Genomic DNA, 16402 nt, shown 5'->3' on the forward strand with positions numbered 1-16402 from the left:
CGAGCCCACGGAGGTTCACTGTTTTGACGGGGGTTCACGCGATGGTGTGATCATGTTCTGCGCGGCGGATGGCCCTCCCGGCCCCCGGGTAGGGCCCTCGGCATGACGCAGCCGTTCGAACTCCCGCACTTCTACATGCCGTATCCCGCGCGGCTCAACCCACATGTCGACGAGGCACGTGCCCACTCGACCGAGTGGGCACGCGAGAGGGGCATGCTGGAGGGCTCCGGGATCTGGGAGCAGGCCGACCTGGAGGCGCACGACTACGGACTCCTGTGCGCCTACACCCACCCCGACTGCGACGGACCGGCCCTCTCGCTGATCACCGACTGGTACGTGTGGGTGTTCTTCTTCGACGACCACTTCCTCGACATGTACAAGCGCACCCAGGACCGCGCCGCGGGGAAGGCCCATCTGGAACGCCTCCCGCTGTTCATGCCGCTGGACCTCGCTGCGCCCGTGCCGGACCCGGAGAACCCGGTCGAGGCGGGCCTCGCCGACCTGTGGGCGCGCACGGTGCCGTCCATGTCCGTCGACTGGCGCCGGCGTTTCTCCGTGGCCACCGAGCATCTGCTCAACGAGTCCATGTGGGAGCTGTCCAACATCAACGAGGGGCGGATCGCCAATCCGGTCGAGTACATCGAGATGCGCCGCAAGGTGGGCGGCGCCCCCTGGTCGTCGGGGCTCGTGGAGTACGCGACCGCGGAGGTGCCCGCCGCCGTCGCCGGGACCCGGCCGCTCCGGGTGCTCATGGAGACGTTCTCTGACTCGGTCCACCTGCGCAACGACCTCTTCTCCTACCAGCGGGAGGTCGAGGACGAGGGCGAGAACAGCAACGGCGTGCTCGTACTGGAGACCTTCTTCGGCTGCACCACCCAGGAGGCCGCCGAGACCGTCAACGACATCCTCACCTCGCGTCTCCACCAGTTCGAGCACACCGCGCTCACCGAGGTGCCCGCCGTCGCCCTGGAGAAGGGGCTCGGGCCCGACGAGGTCGCCGCGGTCGGCGCCTACACCAAGGGACTTCAGGACTGGCAGTCCGGCGGACACGAGTGGCATCTGCGCTCCAGCCGCTACATGAACCAGGGCGTCGCCTCCGTCGCGCCCTGGCAGCGGCTGACCGGTCCCGGCATCTCCGCCACCGACGTGGGCGCGCTGCTCGCCTCGGCCGCCGCTGAGCGGCTGCGCGCCTACGCGCACGTGCCCTTCCAGAAGGTCGGCCCGTCGCTGCTGCCCGACTTCCACATGCCCTACGAGGTCGAGCTGAGCCCGCACCTGGAGGCGTGCCGCCCCCGCCTGACCGTGTGGATGCACCGCATGGGCATGCTGGAGGAGGGTGTCTGGGACGAGGACAAGCTCGCCGCCTCCGACCTCCCGCTGTGCTCGGCCGGACTCGACCCGGACGCCACACCGGAGGCCCTCGACCTCAGTGCCCACTGGCTCGCCTGGGGCACCTACGGCGACGACTACTACCCGCTGGTCTTCGGAGGCCGCCGCGATCTGGCCGCCGCCCGGCTGACCACCGCCCGCCTGTCGGCCTGCATGCCCGTCGACGGCGAGGCCACACCCGTCGTCCCCGTCAACGGTATGGAACGCGGCCTGATCGACCTGTGGGCCCGCACCACCGCCGCCATGACCCCCGGCCGGCGCCGCACCCTGCGCGACTCGGTCGACAAGATGACCGAGAGCTGGGTGTGGGAGCTGTCCAACCAGCTTCAGAACCGCGTACCCGACCCGGTCGACTATCTGGAGATGCGCCGCGCCACCTTCGGCTCCGACCTCACCCTCAGCCTGTGCCGCATGAGCCAGGGACCCGCTGTCCCGCCGGAGATCCACCGCACCGGCCCCGTCCAGGCGCTGGAGAACGCCGCCGTGGACTACGGGTGCCTGACCAACGACGTCTTCTCGTACCAGAAGGAGATCGAGTACGAGGGGGAGATGCACAACGCGATCCTCGTCGTGCAGAACTTCTTCGGCTGTGACTACCCCGCCGCGCTCGGCATCGTCCACGATCTGATGACCCAGCGCATGCGGCAGTTCGAGCACATCATCCGCCATGAACTGCCCGTCCTGTACGACGACTTCGGGCTGTCGGCCGAGGCGCGCGAGGCCATGGGCAACTATGTGGGCGACCTGCAGAACTGGATGGCGGGCATCCTCCACTGGCATCGGACGGTCGACCGCTACAAGGCCGCCTACCTCGAACGCCGCGCCCACGGCTTCCTCCCGGACCGGCCGCCGGCGCCCGCGCTGCCCGTCAGCTGACTTCCCGCACCCGCGCCGACGTCTCCTCGGCGAGCTTCCGCACGGCCTCCGCGGCCGCCCCGGAGAGCTCGCCGCGTATCGCCTCGCCCGCCGCCAGGACCGCACCCGACTCCTCGGGCCGGTCCGCGTCGGCCAGGGCACGGGCGAGCGCGTAGTGCTCCTCGGCGATGAACCGGCCCAGGTTCACGCCCTGCCAGTGCCTCAGGGATTCGTCGGGGGCGGCGACCAGCACGCCCCGCAGGACCGACAGGGAGCCCGCGGCGCCGACGAGTTGTCCGCACTCGCGCTCCAGGCGCGCCTGGGTCAGACGGGCCGACACCCGGTCCCAGGCCGTGTCCTGGAGCGCCGCGTACAGGCGCTGCGCGCGCAGCGCCTGCGTCAGGTCGCCGAGCCCCTCGAACTCGCCGGCGAGCGAACGCAGCGGTGACGGGTCGAGGCTCTTGTCGTCTCCGGGCCTGCGCAGCGTGCGCTGGTTCATGACGATCTCGTCCAGCCGGCGGATCAGGGCGACCCGAGCCAGTTCGGTCAGCCCCTGGTCCGCGGCCAGGTCCGTCCACGTCGACAGCGGTTCGTCCGTGGGATCCGTGCCGAACAGCGATTCGTCCAACTCAACCGCCCAGCACCGCAGTTCTTCGGACGTTGCGTCCGGCTCGGGCAGCCCGCCCAGTCCGCACCAGGTGTCGAAGTCCGTGTCGCGCACCTCGTGCAGCAGCGGCAGGTCCGTCGTGTCGCCGCGCAGTCCCACCAGCACGGCGGCGAGCCGCAGTTCGTCCGTCATCGAGGCCTCCGCCTCGTGCCTCAGCAGCCGGCGCAGCAGGCCCAGGTCGTCGTCCGCGCGGTCGAACTGCGCGGCACGCAGGACGACGCGGCGCCGCACCGGATCGCCGGCCACGGTGGTGAGCGCGGCGGCGTCCCCCGTGCGCAGCCGGGCCAGGTCGGCCCGCCCCCGGGCCAGCACCGGCTCCCACAGCGACGGCCGCGGGTGCAGGTCGAGCCGCTCGTAGGCGCACCCGTCCGCCGCGTTCAGCAGCAGGAAGTCGGGCTCGGTGCGCAGCAGCGCCGCATGCAGCATCCCGATGAGCTCCGCCGGGGAGCGTGCGGGCAGGTCCAGGGCGGCACGGAGTTCGGCGCGTTCCTCGTCCACGCCGTGATACTCGCTGATCTCCTTCTCCGTCTCGGCCACGCGCGCCAGGATCGTCTCCTCGCCGTCGGCCGGCGACAGATCGAGGTGGTCGTGCCAGCCCGGCAGGCCGATCAGCACCTCGAGAGCCTCGTCGACGGACGAGCCGATGATTCCGGCCGAACCCTCGGAGTCGGCGTACAGAACCGAGCCGTCCGCGCACAGGAAGTACGTGCCGCCCCCGTCGCCTCCCGCCACCACTTCGAGGGGGCCGCCGGAGGCGAGGCGCACCGGTTCGACATGGCCGTGTGCCGCACGGGCCAGGTCGAAGTCGAAGGGGAAGGCGGCCAGTTCGGCCAGGTGGCGGTGGTGCCGGAGCAGCCGCAGGGCGTGATCGGTCATGTCACAGAACGTAACAGCGTCCACTGACAACGCGACGCCCCTGCCACCGGGTCCGGGCACCTCGCTCCCGCCCGCGATTTCCGGACACTCTCGCTCGGACCGGGGCATTCAGGGAACGCGGGTGGAGCGTCGGGAATCTTCCGGGGTGACGGAACCGAAGACGTCAGAACACACGGGGGAGTGCGAAGTTGACCGAGATCATCGAGAGGATCGCCGAGAGCATCAAGGGGGAGCAGGCGCACGTGGAGGCGCTGGCTCCGGTCGAACTGACACCGTACGTGGCACCGCTGCCGGTACCTCCGGTCCTGCGGCCCGCGTCCGCCGACGTGACGCACGAGACGGAGATCGCCCTGCGCCCCGCCTTCCCGCCGTCGGCGTCATCCAGCTCACCGGGGCGGACGGCAGGACCAAGACGTACCGGCGCACGGCTCGGACGTTCAACGACGGTCTCGGCTTCACCATCGCCGAGGGCAGCCACGAACAGTGGAGCTTCCTCAACCTCGCACCGATCGTCCACCCGATGCACATCCACCTGGCCGACTTCCAGCTGCTGGGCCGGGACGCCTACGACGTCTCGGGCTTCGACCCGACAGTGGGCGGCACCCGCACCCCCATCGCCCACGACGCGGGCACCCGGATTCCGCTCGCGCCCAACGAGCTGGGCCACAAGGACGTCTTCCGGGTCCCCGGCGGGCAGATCCTGCGCGTCATGGGCCGGTTCGACGGGGCGTACGGCCGGTTCATGTACCACTGCCACCTGCTGGAGCACGAGGACATGGGCATGATGCGGCCCTTCGTCGTCATGCCGGCCGAGGCCATGAAGTTCGACCACGGCGGGGCACACGGCGGCCACGGCGGGGGCCACACCGGGTGACCCCGCTCAGGTCACGCGGGCCGGCGCTCCACCCGGCCCGCGTGCTCGACCGCGGCTCGCGCCAGCGCCCGCACCACCGGGTGCGGACGCGAGCCGTCGCCGGACAGCTCCGGCTGGAACAGTGTGGCCAGGAAGAAGGGATGGCCCGGCAGTTCGGCCACCCGGACCTGCCCGTCCTCGTCGTGCCCGGAGAACCGCAGGCCGTGGGCGCGGAGCGTGTCGAGATGACGGGAGGGGCCGTACGCGCAGAAGTACCGCTCGACCGTGCGCGGCGAGCCGATCACGGACTCGGCGAGCGAACCCGGTCCGATGGCCACGGCGGCCTCGTGGCCGACCAGGGAACAGGACAGCGGCTCGATGAGCAGGTCCTCGGCACCGGGGTCGTTCTCGGCGTGCGCGGTCCGGGTCAGTCCGCACACGTTCCGGGCGAACTCCAGCAGCGCGTGCTGGAAGCCGCCGCACGTGCCGAGGAACGGGATGCCCTCCTCGCGCGCGGTGCGGACGGCGGCGAGGACACCCGCCTCGCTGCGGTACGGGCTGCCCGGCAGCACCCAGACGGCGTCGAAGCCACGCACCGCGTCCTCTGCCTCCGCGTCCTCGGACGCGATCCAGTAGGCGTCCAGGACCAGCCGGTCGCGTTCGGCGAGGGCGTTCAGCAGAAGCGGGATCCGGGTGTGCGAGACGACGTTGGGGGAACGGTCCCCGACGAGGGCGAGGGTGGCGGTGCGAGCCGCGGAGTTCGTCATGCCGTTCATCCTGGGAGCCACCCGTGGTTCACGTCCAACGATGAATCCTGCACGGTCCATAAGCGTTGCTGATGGAGTGGCATCCTGTGCCCCATGGACCCGCATCTGCTGCGCACCTACGTCGCCGTGGCCCGCCTCGCCTCCTTCTCCGAGGCCGCGCGCGAGCTGGGCTACACCCAGTCCGCGGTGTCCCAGCACATCGCCGCGCTCGAACAGGACCTCGGCACGCCCCTGCTCACCCGGCGGCCCGTCACGCCCACCGCCGCGGGCGAACGGCTCCTGGAGCACGCGGGCCCGCTGCTGCTGCGCCTGGACGCGGCCCGCGCCGACGTCGCCCGCATGGCCGCCGCGCCCGCGCACGGCCTGACCCTCGCCACCACGCCGACCGCCCTCGGCCCCGGCGTCCTCGGCGCGCTGCCGGCGGCGGGCGTGACCCTGCGCGTCCTCAGCCGGGACGAGATCCCCGCCGCCGTCGCCACCGGCACCGCCGACCTCGGCCTGGTCGACGGCCTCGCCGCCCCCAGCGATCCGCTGCGGCTGCCCGACGTGGCACCCCTGACCACGCACGGCGTCACCGAGGAACCCGTCAGCGTCCTGCTGCCCGCCGGCCACCCCCTCGCCGGCCGCACCGGCCTGCGTCTCGGCGACCTGGCCGACGCCCGCTGGCTCGACGCACCCGACGCGGCCCTCCCGCTCGCCCATCTGCGCACCGCCAACGGCGGCGGCGCCTTCCGCCCCGCCCTGCGCTACGAGGGCACCGACGTCCGCACCCTCACCGCCCTCGCGGCCGCCGGCCACGGCCTCACCCTGCTGCCCCGCCCGACGGCCACGGGCATCCCGGGCACGGTCGCCGTCCCGCTCACCGCACCACGCGTCGTGCACCGCACCGAACTCCTGCACGGCGGCGCACCGGGGGGAGCGGCGGCCGAGCTGCTCGGGCGACTGGTGGACGCCGCCTGACGGCCGACCGGCCGGCCGCGCGTGTCCCCCACCCGTGTCCCCGAGGAGCGCCCCGCCGTCGTCGCCTCCACGGCCATGACTACCCTCCGCCACGCTCCGGCCAGTCTCACTCGTTCGTGTCTCGTGGTGGACCGGCGCCCCGGGTAGAGCACCAGGCGGAGGCGAGCGAACCATGGATCAGACTGCGTTGCGTCCCAAGCCGATGCCCGGTCAGGAGCGGCGGGGGAGCGGCACTCCCGACTCCGTCCGGCGCCCGCACGCCGCGCGCCGACGCGGCCGGCGGATCAGGACCCTGCTGTTCGGGCTGTTCACCGGCACCGTCCTGGTGCTCTCCGGGGTCGGACTCGGCACGGTCGGCGCCACGGTGATCGGCATGAGCAGGCTGGCCGAGCTGCAGCGTCAGGTCCCGCCGCACAGCCCCCCGGTCAAGCCCGTACCCTCCGCGTCCCCGAGCCCCGCCGAGGCCCGGGCCGGCGTGACCCTGGGCGTGGAGGCGGTCGACGCCCAGAAGGACGGCGCGCAGGTGGTGGGCGTCCACGTGCCCGGACCCGGCTACACGGCGGGCCTGATCCGCGGCGACGTCCTGCTGCAGTTCGGCAGCACCCGTCTCGACACGGCCGCGGACCTCGCCCGGGCCGTCGCCCACGCCCGCCCCGGAACGGCGGTGACCCTCACCGTGCGCCACCCCAGCGGCGGCTACCAGCAGCTGACGGTCGTTCCGGGTGTCGTGACCTGACCGCGGCCCGAGCCCGGTCCCGGGTGCCCGGACACGTCGGGAAATCCGCTGGTCGCCCCACGCCCCACGCGCCATGATGGCCCCATGCCGAGCCCCATCTCCGCGGACCGCCGCCATGTGACTCCGCGATCGGCTCGCGCCGCCCCGTCCGGCCCGGCAGGATGCTGCCCGAGGCCGCTTCGACCCGCCCCCTCGACCGCGCACGGAGGCCCGGATGACCGGTAGTACGCCCGCGCCCTTCACCGCCGACGACTACACGGCCCGTATGGAGCGCGCCGCGCGGTCGGCCGCCGACGCCGGCCTCGCCGGACTGCTCGTGGCGCCGGGACCGGACATGGTGTGGCTGACCGGCTACACGCCCACCGCGGTCACCGAACGGCTCACCGTGCTGGTCCTCACCCCGGGGCACGACCCCGTGCTCGTCGTGCCCACCCTGGAGGCACCGGACGCCGAGCACGCGACCGGCGCGTCCGCCCTCACCCTGCGCGACTGGACCGACGGCAAGGACCCCTACGCCGTCACCGCCGCCCTCCTCGACGGGAGCGGCCGCTTCGGCATCAGCGACAACACCTGGGCGATGCACCTGCTGGGCCTCCAGCGCACCCTGCCCGGCACCTCCTACGCCTCCCTCACCGACGCCCTGCCCATGCTGCGCGCCGTCAAGGACGCGGCCGAGCTGGAGCTGCTGGCGGCCGCGGGAGCGGCTGCGGACCAGGCGTTCGAGGAGATCCGGAAAGTCCCCTTCGCCGGCCGCCGCGAGTCCGACATCGGCCACGACCTCGCCGACCTGCTGCGCCGCTTCGGGCACTCCCAGGTCGACTTCACCATCGTCGGTTCGGGCCCCAACGGCGCCAACCCGCACCACGAGGTCGGCGACCGCGTCATCCAGGACGGCGACATGGTCGTCCTCGACTTCGGCGGCCTCAAGGACGGCTACGGCTCCGACACCACCCGCACGGTCCACGTCGGCGAGCCGGCCGAGGAGGAACGCACGGTCCACGACATCGTGCGCGCCGCCCAGGAGGCGGGCTTCCGTGCCGTACGCCCGGGCGTCGCCTGCCAGGAGGTCGACCGCGCCGCCCGCGCGGTGATCACCGAGGCCGGATACGGCGAGTACTTCATCCACCGCACCGGCCACGGCATCGGCGTCACCACGCACGAGCCGCCGTACATGATCGAGGGCGAGGAACAGTCCCTCGTGCCCGGCATGTGCTTCTCCGTGGAGCCCGGTATCTACCTGCCCGGCCGCTTCGGCGTGCGTATCGAGGACATCGTCGCGGTGACCGGGGACGGCGGCCGCCGCCTCAACAACACCACCCGTGAGATGGTCATAGTGGACTGAGCGACCAGGAGACACACCCTCGACGACCTCCCGGAACGGCTACGGCGCGACCCATGACCCAGGCACCGACCCCCACCGCGGACTCCGTCCGCAGACTCGTCCGTTCGCTGCTCAAGGAGAGCAGGCAGACCGCGGACGGCGGCGAGGGGCCCGACGTCCGGCCCGTCACCGAGGGCCGCGAGCACACCTGGTGGGTCGGCACCCGCCATGTGCTGCGCCTCGCTCCCGACCACGACGCCTCGGTCCGTCGCCGCCGTGAACTGCGCCTGCGCGATCTGATCCGCCCGCATGTGCCGGTCGCCGTCCCGGTCAGCGTCGCCCACGGCGACTGGGCACCCGGCCTCGCCTACACCCTCGACACCAAACTGCCCGGCGGCACCGCCGACGAGCACGACGTCTCCGCGGTCGGTGAGGCCGACCTCGCCGGGCTGCTCGGCGGACTGCGTGCGGTGCCCCAGCGGCAGGCCGAGACGCTCGGCGTGCCGCGCACCGCGCCGCGCTCCCTGGAGGCGCTGCGCCGCATGGCCGTGCACGCGGCCGAACGGCTGGCCGCCGCCGACGAGTTCGACGCCGCCCGCCTGCTCCAGCTCACCCCGCCGGGCGCCGCCCAGCTCGCCGCACAGCACGGCAGCGCCGTCCTCACCCACCACGGCCTGACCGGCGAGCACGTGGTGGTCAGCGCGGACGGGCGGGTCCGGGGCGTCCTCGACTGGACCCGGGCAGCCGTCGGCGACCCCGCCGAGGACATCGCCGGGCTCGCCGTCGCCGTCGGCTCCCCGGCCGCGGTCCGCGCCGCCACCCTGGCCGGCTACGGCGCCCGCCCTTGCCTGCGCGGCCTGTGGCTCGCCCGCTGCGACACCGTCCTCCGCCTCACCGACCGCCTCGAAGGCCGGGCCGCCGGCTCCCTGCCACTGTTGCGGATCCAGCTGCGGCGCGTCTGGGAGCCGATCCTGCTGGAGCGGGTGACCGAGTTCAAGGACGACGAGACGGAGCCGTAGGGCGCGGCTCAGGGCTGGATCAGCACCACGCACGACTCCCCGGGCACCTGCAGCAGCCCGTCCGGGCCCGGGGCCTCCACCGGGTCCCACGCGGCCAGTAGCTGGACCCGGCCCGTGCCCAGCGGGATCGCGGCCGGCTCCTTGCCGAGGTTCACCGCCACCCGGACGTCCCCGCGCCGGAACGCCAGCCAGCGGGCCTCCTCGTCGTAGGCCACCTTCGTGTCCGCGAGGTCGGGATCGGTGAGGTCCGGCTGCTCCCGGCGCAGCGCGATCAGCCGCCGGTACCAGGCCAGCACGCGCGCGTGGGGCTCGCGTTCCGGCTCCGACCAGTCGAGGCAGGACCGCTCCCTGGTCGCCGGGTCCTGCGGGTCCGGTACGTCCTCCTCGGCCCAGCCGTGCTGCGCGAACTCCCGTCGCCTGCCCTGCCGTACCGCCTCGGCCAGGTCCGGGTCCGTGTGGTCGGTGAAGAACTGCCAGGGCGTGCCCGCCGCCCATTCCTCGCCCATGAACAGCATCGGCGTGAACGGCGCGGTCAGTGTGAGCGTGGCGGCGCAGGCCAGCAGGCCGGGGGAGAGGAGGGCCGACAGACGGTCGCCCTGTGCCCGGTTGCCGACCTGGTCGTGGGTCTGGCTGTAGCCCAGCAGCCGGTGTCCGGCCACCCGCGCCCGGTCCAGCGGACGGCCGTGACCGCGGCCCCGGAAGCTCGAGTACGTGCCGTCGTGGAAGTAGCCGCCGGAGAGCGTCTTGGCGAGCGCGGCGAGCGGGGCGCGCGCGAAGTCGGCGTAGTAGCCCTGGGACTCGCCGGTCAGCGCGGTGTGCACGGCGTGATGGAAGTCGTCGTTCCACTGCGCGTGCAGTCCGAGGCCGTTCGCCGTGCGCGGGGTGATGATCCGCGGGTTGTTCAGGTCGGACTCGGCGATCAGGAACAGCGGGCGGTCCAGTTCGGCCGCGAGGCCGTCGACGGCCGCCGACAGCTCTTCCAGGAAGTGGCACGCGCGCGTGTCGTACAGCGCGTGCACCGCGTCCAGCCGCAGCCCGTCGATCCGGTAGTCCCGCAGCCACGCCAGCGCGCTGCCGAGGAGATACGCGCGCACCTCGTCGGAGCCGGGCGCGTCCAGGTTCACCGCCGCGCCCCACGGCGTGTGGTGCGTGTCCGTGAAGTACGGGCCGAACAGCGGCAGATAGTTGCCCGACGGACCCAAGTGGTTGAGCACGACGTCCAGGACGACGCCGAGACCGAGCTCGTGGGCCCGGTCCACGAACCGTTTCAGTGCGTCGGGGCCGCCGTACGGCTCGTGCACCGCCCACGGCGACACCCCCTCGTACCCCCACCCGTGGCGCCCCGGGAAGGGGCACAGCGGCATCAACTCCACGTGGGTGACGCCCACTTCCGCCAGGTGCTCGAGCCGGGCGGCAGCCGAGTCCAGGGTGCCCTCCCGGGTGTACGTGCCCACGTGCAGTTCGTAGAGAACCGTGCCCGGCAGCCCGCGCCCCGGCCACGCGGCACGCCATGCGTACAGCCCGTGGTCGACGACCGCGCTCAGGCCCTCCGGACCGTCCGGCTGACGGCGCGAGCGCGGGTCCGGCCGCACCGGACCGTCGTCCAGCGCGAACCCGTACCGCGAGCCGTCCTGCGCCTGCGCCTCCCCCGTCCACCAGCCGGCGCGCTCCGGATCGCGCTGCAACGCGCGCGTGGCGCCGTCGCAATGGAGCGTCACACGGTCTGCCTGCGGTGCCCACACCTCGAACTGCACGGACGGTTCCCCTTCGTCTGCTCACCGTGATGTAGCCCGTCCATCGTGCCGCGAAAGCGATCAATGCGCTTTCGAATCCGCCCTTTCCCGGCAGGTGTCGTGAGAAGTACGCGCGCGTGGCCACCGTTTCCCCGTTTCTGGACACCGGGGGTTCACTGCCCGACAATCACCAGGGTGACGTCGTCTTTCGAGTTCCCCACGTACCCCGCGCGGTTGTCCGACGCGGAGCGTGACAAGGCGCTGCAGGTGCTGCGAGACGGCGTCGCCATGGGCCGGCTGTCGCACGACACGTTCGTGCGCCGCATGGAACTCGCCCTCGCCGCACGCCGCGCCGACGAACTCGCCGCCCTCACCGCCGACCTGCCCCGCGAGAACCGCCTCTCCCGCGCGGTCCTCGGCACCGTGGAGGCCGTCTCCGGTTTCTCCGTGCGGCTCCGCCGGGCCTGGCAGGCCGAACGGCTGCCCAAGCTGCTGCTGCCGCAGGCGGCGGGCGGCCATCCGCTGCGCATCGGCCGCGACCCCGCGAACGGGTTGCGCCTGAATCACGAGACCGTCTCCCGTGTGCATGCCGAATTGCGCCGCCAGGGCGGCATGTGGGTCCTCCGGGACCTCGGCTCCACGAACGGCACCACGGTCAACGGGCGCCGGGTGGTCGGCGCCGTCGTGGTCCGCGAGGGCGACCAGGTCGGCTTCGGCCGGATCGCCTTCCGGCTGGCGGTGAGCTGAGGCCCTTTCCCGCATTCGAACGGACGCGCCGCCGGGTGTCCGTACGGTTCCGTTCGGGTGAGTCGGGGTGGGGAACGCGGACCGGCGTGCCGATGCATCGGGCATGACGTACATCACCCGAGCGGCAGCGGCCGCAGGAGCCCTGCTGGTCTCCGTCGGCCTGCTCGCCGCGGGCCCGGCCCAGGCGGCACCCCGCGACTCCTTCCCCCGTGACAACTGGCTCTACCTCTCCGTCACCCGCGGCGAAGCCCAGAGCGGCGACACACGAGGCACGCTCCTGCTGTGCGGGCCGCCCCTGGGGCACCCGCACGCGGCCCAGGCCTGTGCGGAACTCGAGGCCGTCGACGGCGACATCGCACGCATGCCGCAGACGAAGGTCTTCTGCCCGATGATCTTCGCGCCCCTGACCGTCCACGCGCGCGGGCAGTGGAACGGCCGGCCGGTCGACTACCAGGAGACGTACTCGAGCAAGTGCGTCATGAGCGCACGGACCGGACTGGTGTTCGCCCTGGACGGCTGAGCCCGGCTCACGGGAGACGAGGGAGACGCGGGAGCCGAGGGTGGCGTGGAGACCTCACGCCGCCCGCTCCCGTGCCTGCTGGGCCGCCACCAGGACCGTCCGGGACTGGTGCTCCACCTGGTTCTCCAGCGGCACCCAGCGGGCCCGGAAACGCTCCGCGAAGGACTCGCACCAGGAGGCGACGAGCCGTTCCAGCCGGGGCGCCGCCCGGTCTTCCGTCTCCCGCAGCACCCGCAGCAGCATCGCCGCCGCCCGCAGCGGCAGCCGCCGGCCGAAGGCGTCCACGCTGCCGACATACGCCATCGTCGTGTCGGCCGGCGGCGTGTGGATCCAGTCCTGCGCCAGCCCCGGTATCAGCTCCAGGGCCCACTGGGCGGCCCGCAGCAGCGGCCCGTCCTCGCCCTCCAGCCGGGGCAGCGCCTCGGCGAGCACCCGCTCCACCTCCAGCGAGTCCCGCAGCAGCCGCTGTGCCAGGCGCCGCATCGCCGCCGCCGGTGCCGGGTGCGGCGCCGGGTCGTCCACCAGGTCGCTGGCCCACATCGGTACCTCGACCACCGCCGTCAGACCGCCGTAGCGATGCGCGTGGTACCAGGTGCTGTGCCGGGCGTCGTCCGGCAGGCTCGGGTAGGCGACACCCGTCTCCGGGCCGGGCATCACATGCACCCCGGGGCCCGAGGCCGGCCAGCCCGCGGCGTCCGAGGCGCCCGTCTCCACCGGAATGTGCAGCTCGGCCGCGGACTTGGCGAACGGCTCGGCGAGGCCCGGCACGTCCTTCGTCAACTGCACCCAGCTGCCGCCCAGATCGGTGCCGTGCAGCGTCACCTGGAGGTAGGGGCGCAGTTCGTCGATCACCCTGGTCAGCGTGCGGGTCTCGGGGGGCAGCCGGTCCGGCGGGAGGACCGCCGGGGACCACTCCGGCTGCTCCGCGCCCGTCGGGCGGTAGAAGCCGAGGTGGTAGTCGAGCAGGCTGCGCGGCGCCGGGGTCACATGCAGACTCGCGCCGTCCGGGTCCGCGCACAGCAGGAAGTGCCAGGAGGTGCCGGCCCGCAATTCCCGTTCGGCCAGTACGCGTTCGGCCAGTACCCGGAGTGTGGAGCCGCCCGTCGGCTCGTTGGCGTGGGCGCCCGCCACCACCAGCACGGCCCTGCGGGCGTGTCCCACCGACAGCAGATGCAGGGGCCGGCCGGCTCGCGAGACGCCCACCTGTCTGAGAGAGCACAGACCGGGCTCCTGAGCGGCCAACGCCCGTGCGGAGGCGATCAGTTCGGGAACGCTGGGGTAGCGCAGCTCCGGCAGGAGACTCACCCCCGACTTGTCCGCCCGGCTTCGCCCTCCCAGTGCCGCACGGCATGGGTGAACTGTCAAGCACATGGTCGGGAGGCTCCAGGGGGCGCCCGGACGCATTCGAGCAAGGCTCCGGGCTGCCGCGATCCGGGGGCTCACTGCTGGTGCAGGCCGCGTCCCGCGAGTGTCAGGAACACCTCGCCCACCGCCTCCGACAGCGTCGGGTGCGCATGCACGTGCCGGGCCACGTCCGAGGGCTGGGCGTCCCAGCCGACGATCAGCTGGCTCTCGGCGATCATCTCCGACACGTTCGGGCCGACCAGGTGCACCCCGAGCACCTGTCCGCCGCCGGCCTCGGCGACCACCTTCACCATGCCGCCCTGCCCGTGCACCATCCCCTTGGCGACGGCCGTCAGCGGCATCGTGTTGACGTCGACCTCGTGCCCGCGCGCACGTGCCTCGGCCTCACCGAGCCCCACGGAGGCGGTCTGCGGGGACGAGTACGTCACCCGGGGCACCGCCGCGTAGTCCACGGGGGCCGACGGCAGCCCCGCCAGCGTCTCGGCCACCAGCAGGCCCTCCGCGAAGGAGGCATGGGCCAGGCCGAGCGACGGTGGCGGCAGCAGGTCGCCCACGACATGGACACCCGGTACGGCCGTCTCCAGCCGGTTCCGGTCCGCCGGTGCGACGTACCCCCGCTCGTCCGTCGTCAGACCGGCGGCGGCCAGGTCCAGGCCCTCGGTGACCGGGACCCGGCCGACGGCCACCAGCAGCCGCTCCGCCTCCACGGTCCGGGTCTCCCCGCGCGCGGTGCGCACGCGCGCCCTCACGCCGTTCTCCAGCACCTCCGCGTCCAGCAGCCGCGCGCCCGCCTGCACGTCGACGCCCCGCTTCTTCAGACCGCGCGTCAGGTGCCGGCTCACGTCGGCGTCCTCCAGCGGCACGATCCGGTCGGCGGCCTCCACCAAGATGACCTCCGCGCCCATCGACCGGTGGAAGGAGGCGTACTCCACACCGATCGCGCCCCCGCCCAGGACCAGGACGGACGCGGGGAGCCCCGGCGCGAACAGCGCATCGTCGCTGGTCACCACGCGCCGCCCGTCGGGCGCGAGCCCCGGGAGCGTGCGCGGGCGTGAGCCGGTCGCGAGGACGATTCCACGGCGCGCGGTGAAGTCGTGCACGCCGAGCGCGGGTTCGCCGGCTGCGCCCGGCGTGGCGTCCTCACACGCGCCCTCGGCATGCACCGTGCGGGGCCCGGTCAGCCGCGCGCTTCCGCGCACCACCCGCACACCCGCGTGCGCCAGATGCGCCTCCACTCCCCGGTGATTGCGCGCCACGATGTCGTCCCGTGTGGCCGTGAGCGCGGACCAGTCGACGGAGTCCAGCGTGGCCTTCACACCCCAGCGTTCGCGGGCCTCGGCCATGCCGTCGACGAGTTCGGCGGCGTGCAGCATCGCCTTGCTCGGAATGCAGCCACGGTGCAGACAGGTCCCGCCGACCTTGTCGCGTTCGACGAGGACGACGCCGAGACCGAGGGAGGCGGCGCGCAGGGCGGTGCTGTAGCCGCCCGTGCCACCGCCGATGACGATGACGTCCGTCGTGTTCATGGCCTCTGTATTCATGGCCTCTGTGTTCATGACGTCCACCCTCCGCCCGCCCCTTGCCATGAGTCCAAGGCAATGTTCTTGTGGAACCGATGCAGGATCCTTATGGGAGGGCGGGGCGATGAGCCTGCGGCAGATGGAGTACTTCCTGACGGTCGTCGAGGAGGCGTCCTTCACGCGCGCGGCGGAGGCTCTGCACGTCACCCAGCCCGCGCTCTCGCACCAGATCAAGGCCCTGGAGAGGACGGTCGGCGGCGCACTCCTGGAGCGCATGCCGCGCGGCGTGCGCCTCACCCCGATGGGCCGCGCCTTCCTGCCGCATGCCGAACTTGCCGTCCGCAGTGCCTCCCAGGCCCGCCGCGCGGCCCGCGCCGCCGCCGGCGCCGAGGGCGGCGAACTGCACATCGCGGCCCTGCACTCCATCGCCGTGGGCGCCCTCCCCGACGTCTTCGCCCGCTGGCGTGCGGCCCACCCCAGGGTCCTTCTGCGCCTGCACGAGTACGCCACCTCCGAGGCCCTGGAGGAGGCGGTCCAGCGCGGCACAGCCGACCTGGCCGTCGGCCCGGAGCCCGTCGGCACCGCCGGCGACGTCGTGCCAATCGGCGAGGAGGAACTCGTCCTCGTCGTGCCGTTCGACGACCGGCTCGCGGGCCGCACGACGGTGACGCTGCCGGAACTCGCCGACCGCGCCTGGATCCGCTGCGCCATGGAACCCGTCGTCCACGGCGAGCGCTTCCTCGACTGGGCCTGCGGACGGGCCGGATACCGGCCCCGGACCGCCGTATGGACCGAACACACCTCGACGGCCGTACGCATGGCCGCAGCCGGGGTCGGAGTGTGCACAGCACCCGCCCACGTCGTCCGCGGCGCCGTCGGCGAGGACTGTGTCGTCCTCACCCCCGACCCGGCCTGGAAGCGCGCCCTGACGGTCTACGCGCGCGTGCCGCCCACCGGGGCGGCGGAGGCCTTCGTGGACCTCCTGCGCGCCGCCTGGCCCTCCCTGGGAGCGGCCGCCTCGGCCGTCCGGGAGTACGAGGAGTGCGAGACGTCCGCCGCGCGGGCCGGCTGAGC

Annotated in this window: 13 protein-coding genes and 1 pseudogene; 9 read left to right on the forward strand and 5 right to left on the reverse strand. The window is 73.2% G+C overall.

The annotated features are described in order from the left end of the window. Positions 1-102: 102 nt before the first annotated feature. Positions 103-2265: a germacradienol/geosmin synthase Cyc2 gene (cyc2, locus tag ACIRU3_RS09985; RefSeq protein WP_404054009.1), complete on the forward strand. Its 2163-nt coding sequence runs from the start codon at positions 103-105 to the stop codon at positions 2263-2265. On the opposite strand, the gene ACIRU3_RS09990 is transcribed toward cyc2, so the two are convergent. Beyond that, a complete protein-coding gene (locus ACIRU3_RS09990) occupies positions 2258-3787 on the reverse strand; it encodes a hypothetical protein (protein ID WP_404054012.1) in 1530 nt (509 codons plus the stop codon). The two genes, cyc2 and ACIRU3_RS09990, sit on opposite strands and share 8 nt — an antisense overlap. Positions 3788-4145: 358 nt before the next feature. On the opposite strand from ACIRU3_RS09990, the pseudogene ACIRU3_RS09995 reads away from it, so the two are divergent. Continuing rightward, positions 4146-4661, forward strand: a pseudogene (locus ACIRU3_RS09995) (multicopper oxidase domain-containing protein); the annotation flags it as partial. Positions 4662-4672: 11 nt separating this feature from the next. On the opposite strand, the gene ACIRU3_RS10000 reads toward ACIRU3_RS09995, so the two are convergent. Further along, entirely contained in the window at positions 4673-5407 is a 735-nt protein-coding gene (locus ACIRU3_RS10000; protein ID WP_404054014.1) for a hypothetical protein, read from the reverse strand. Positions 5408-5500: 93 nt separating this feature from the next. Between ACIRU3_RS10000 and ACIRU3_RS10005 the strand changes: the two genes are divergently transcribed. The 4 genes from ACIRU3_RS10005 (at position 5501) to ACIRU3_RS10020 (ending at position 9443) form a co-directional block, all read left to right on the forward strand. Next, entirely contained in the window at positions 5501-6367 is an 867-nt protein-coding gene (locus ACIRU3_RS10005) for a LysR family transcriptional regulator (RefSeq protein WP_404054017.1), read from the forward strand. Between the two features lie 172 nt (positions 6368-6539). Beyond that, positions 6540-7103 carry a PDZ domain-containing protein gene (locus ACIRU3_RS10010; RefSeq protein ID WP_404054019.1) on the forward strand — a complete coding sequence of 188 codons (564 nt, stop codon included), beginning with the start codon at positions 6540-6542 and terminating at the stop codon, positions 7101-7103. Positions 7104-7317: 214 nt separating this feature from the next. Continuing rightward, positions 7318-8445, forward strand: coding sequence for an aminopeptidase P family protein (locus ACIRU3_RS10015; protein WP_404054022.1), 1128 nt, complete (start codon positions 7318-7320; stop codon positions 8443-8445). Between the two features lie 53 nt (positions 8446-8498). Then, on the forward strand, positions 8499-9443 hold the full coding sequence (locus ACIRU3_RS10020) for an aminoglycoside phosphotransferase family protein (RefSeq protein ID WP_404054025.1): 945 nt from the start codon (positions 8499-8501) through the stop codon (positions 9441-9443). An 8-nt stretch (positions 9444-9451) separates the two neighbouring features. Here ACIRU3_RS10020 and treZ read toward each other — a convergent pair whose 3' ends face one another. Beyond that, positions 9452-11197 (reverse strand): malto-oligosyltrehalose trehalohydrolase, encoded by a 1746-nt coding sequence (treZ, locus tag ACIRU3_RS10025; RefSeq protein ID WP_404054028.1) that lies wholly within the window; start codon positions 11195-11197, stop codon positions 9452-9454. A gap of 174 nt (positions 11198-11371) precedes the next feature. Here treZ and ACIRU3_RS10030 point away from each other — a divergent pair, with 174 nt between their 5' ends. Continuing rightward, on the forward strand, positions 11372-11923 hold the full coding sequence (locus ACIRU3_RS10030; RefSeq protein WP_404054031.1) for an FHA domain-containing protein: 552 nt from the start codon (positions 11372-11374) through the stop codon (positions 11921-11923). 103 nt (positions 11924-12026) lie between these two features. Further along, entirely contained in the window at positions 12027-12443 is a 417-nt protein-coding gene (locus tag ACIRU3_RS10035; RefSeq protein ID WP_404054034.1) for an SSI family serine proteinase inhibitor, read from the forward strand. 54 nt (positions 12444-12497) lie between these two features. On the opposite strand, the gene ACIRU3_RS10040 is transcribed toward ACIRU3_RS10035, so the two are convergent. Next, positions 12498-13748: a M14 family zinc carboxypeptidase gene (locus tag ACIRU3_RS10040; protein ID WP_404054037.1), complete on the reverse strand. Its 1251-nt coding sequence runs from the start codon at positions 13746-13748 to the stop codon at positions 12498-12500. A gap of 134 nt (positions 13749-13882) precedes the next feature. After that, positions 13883-15334 carry a dihydrolipoyl dehydrogenase gene (gene lpdA, locus ACIRU3_RS10045; RefSeq protein WP_404054432.1) on the reverse strand — a complete coding sequence of 484 codons (1452 nt, stop codon included), beginning with the start codon at positions 15332-15334 and terminating at the stop codon, positions 13883-13885. 118 nt (positions 15335-15452) lie between these two features. Between lpdA and ACIRU3_RS10050 the strand changes: the two genes are divergently transcribed. Then, positions 15453-16400: a LysR family transcriptional regulator gene (locus tag ACIRU3_RS10050; RefSeq protein WP_404054040.1), complete on the forward strand. Its 948-nt coding sequence runs from the start codon at positions 15453-15455 to the stop codon at positions 16398-16400. Positions 16401-16402: the final 2 nt, after the last annotated feature.

The sequence above is a fragment of the Streptomyces sp. NPDC101151 genome (assembly GCF_044768335.1).
Taxonomy (GTDB): Bacteria; Actinomycetota; Actinomycetes; order Streptomycetales; family Streptomycetaceae; genus Streptomyces.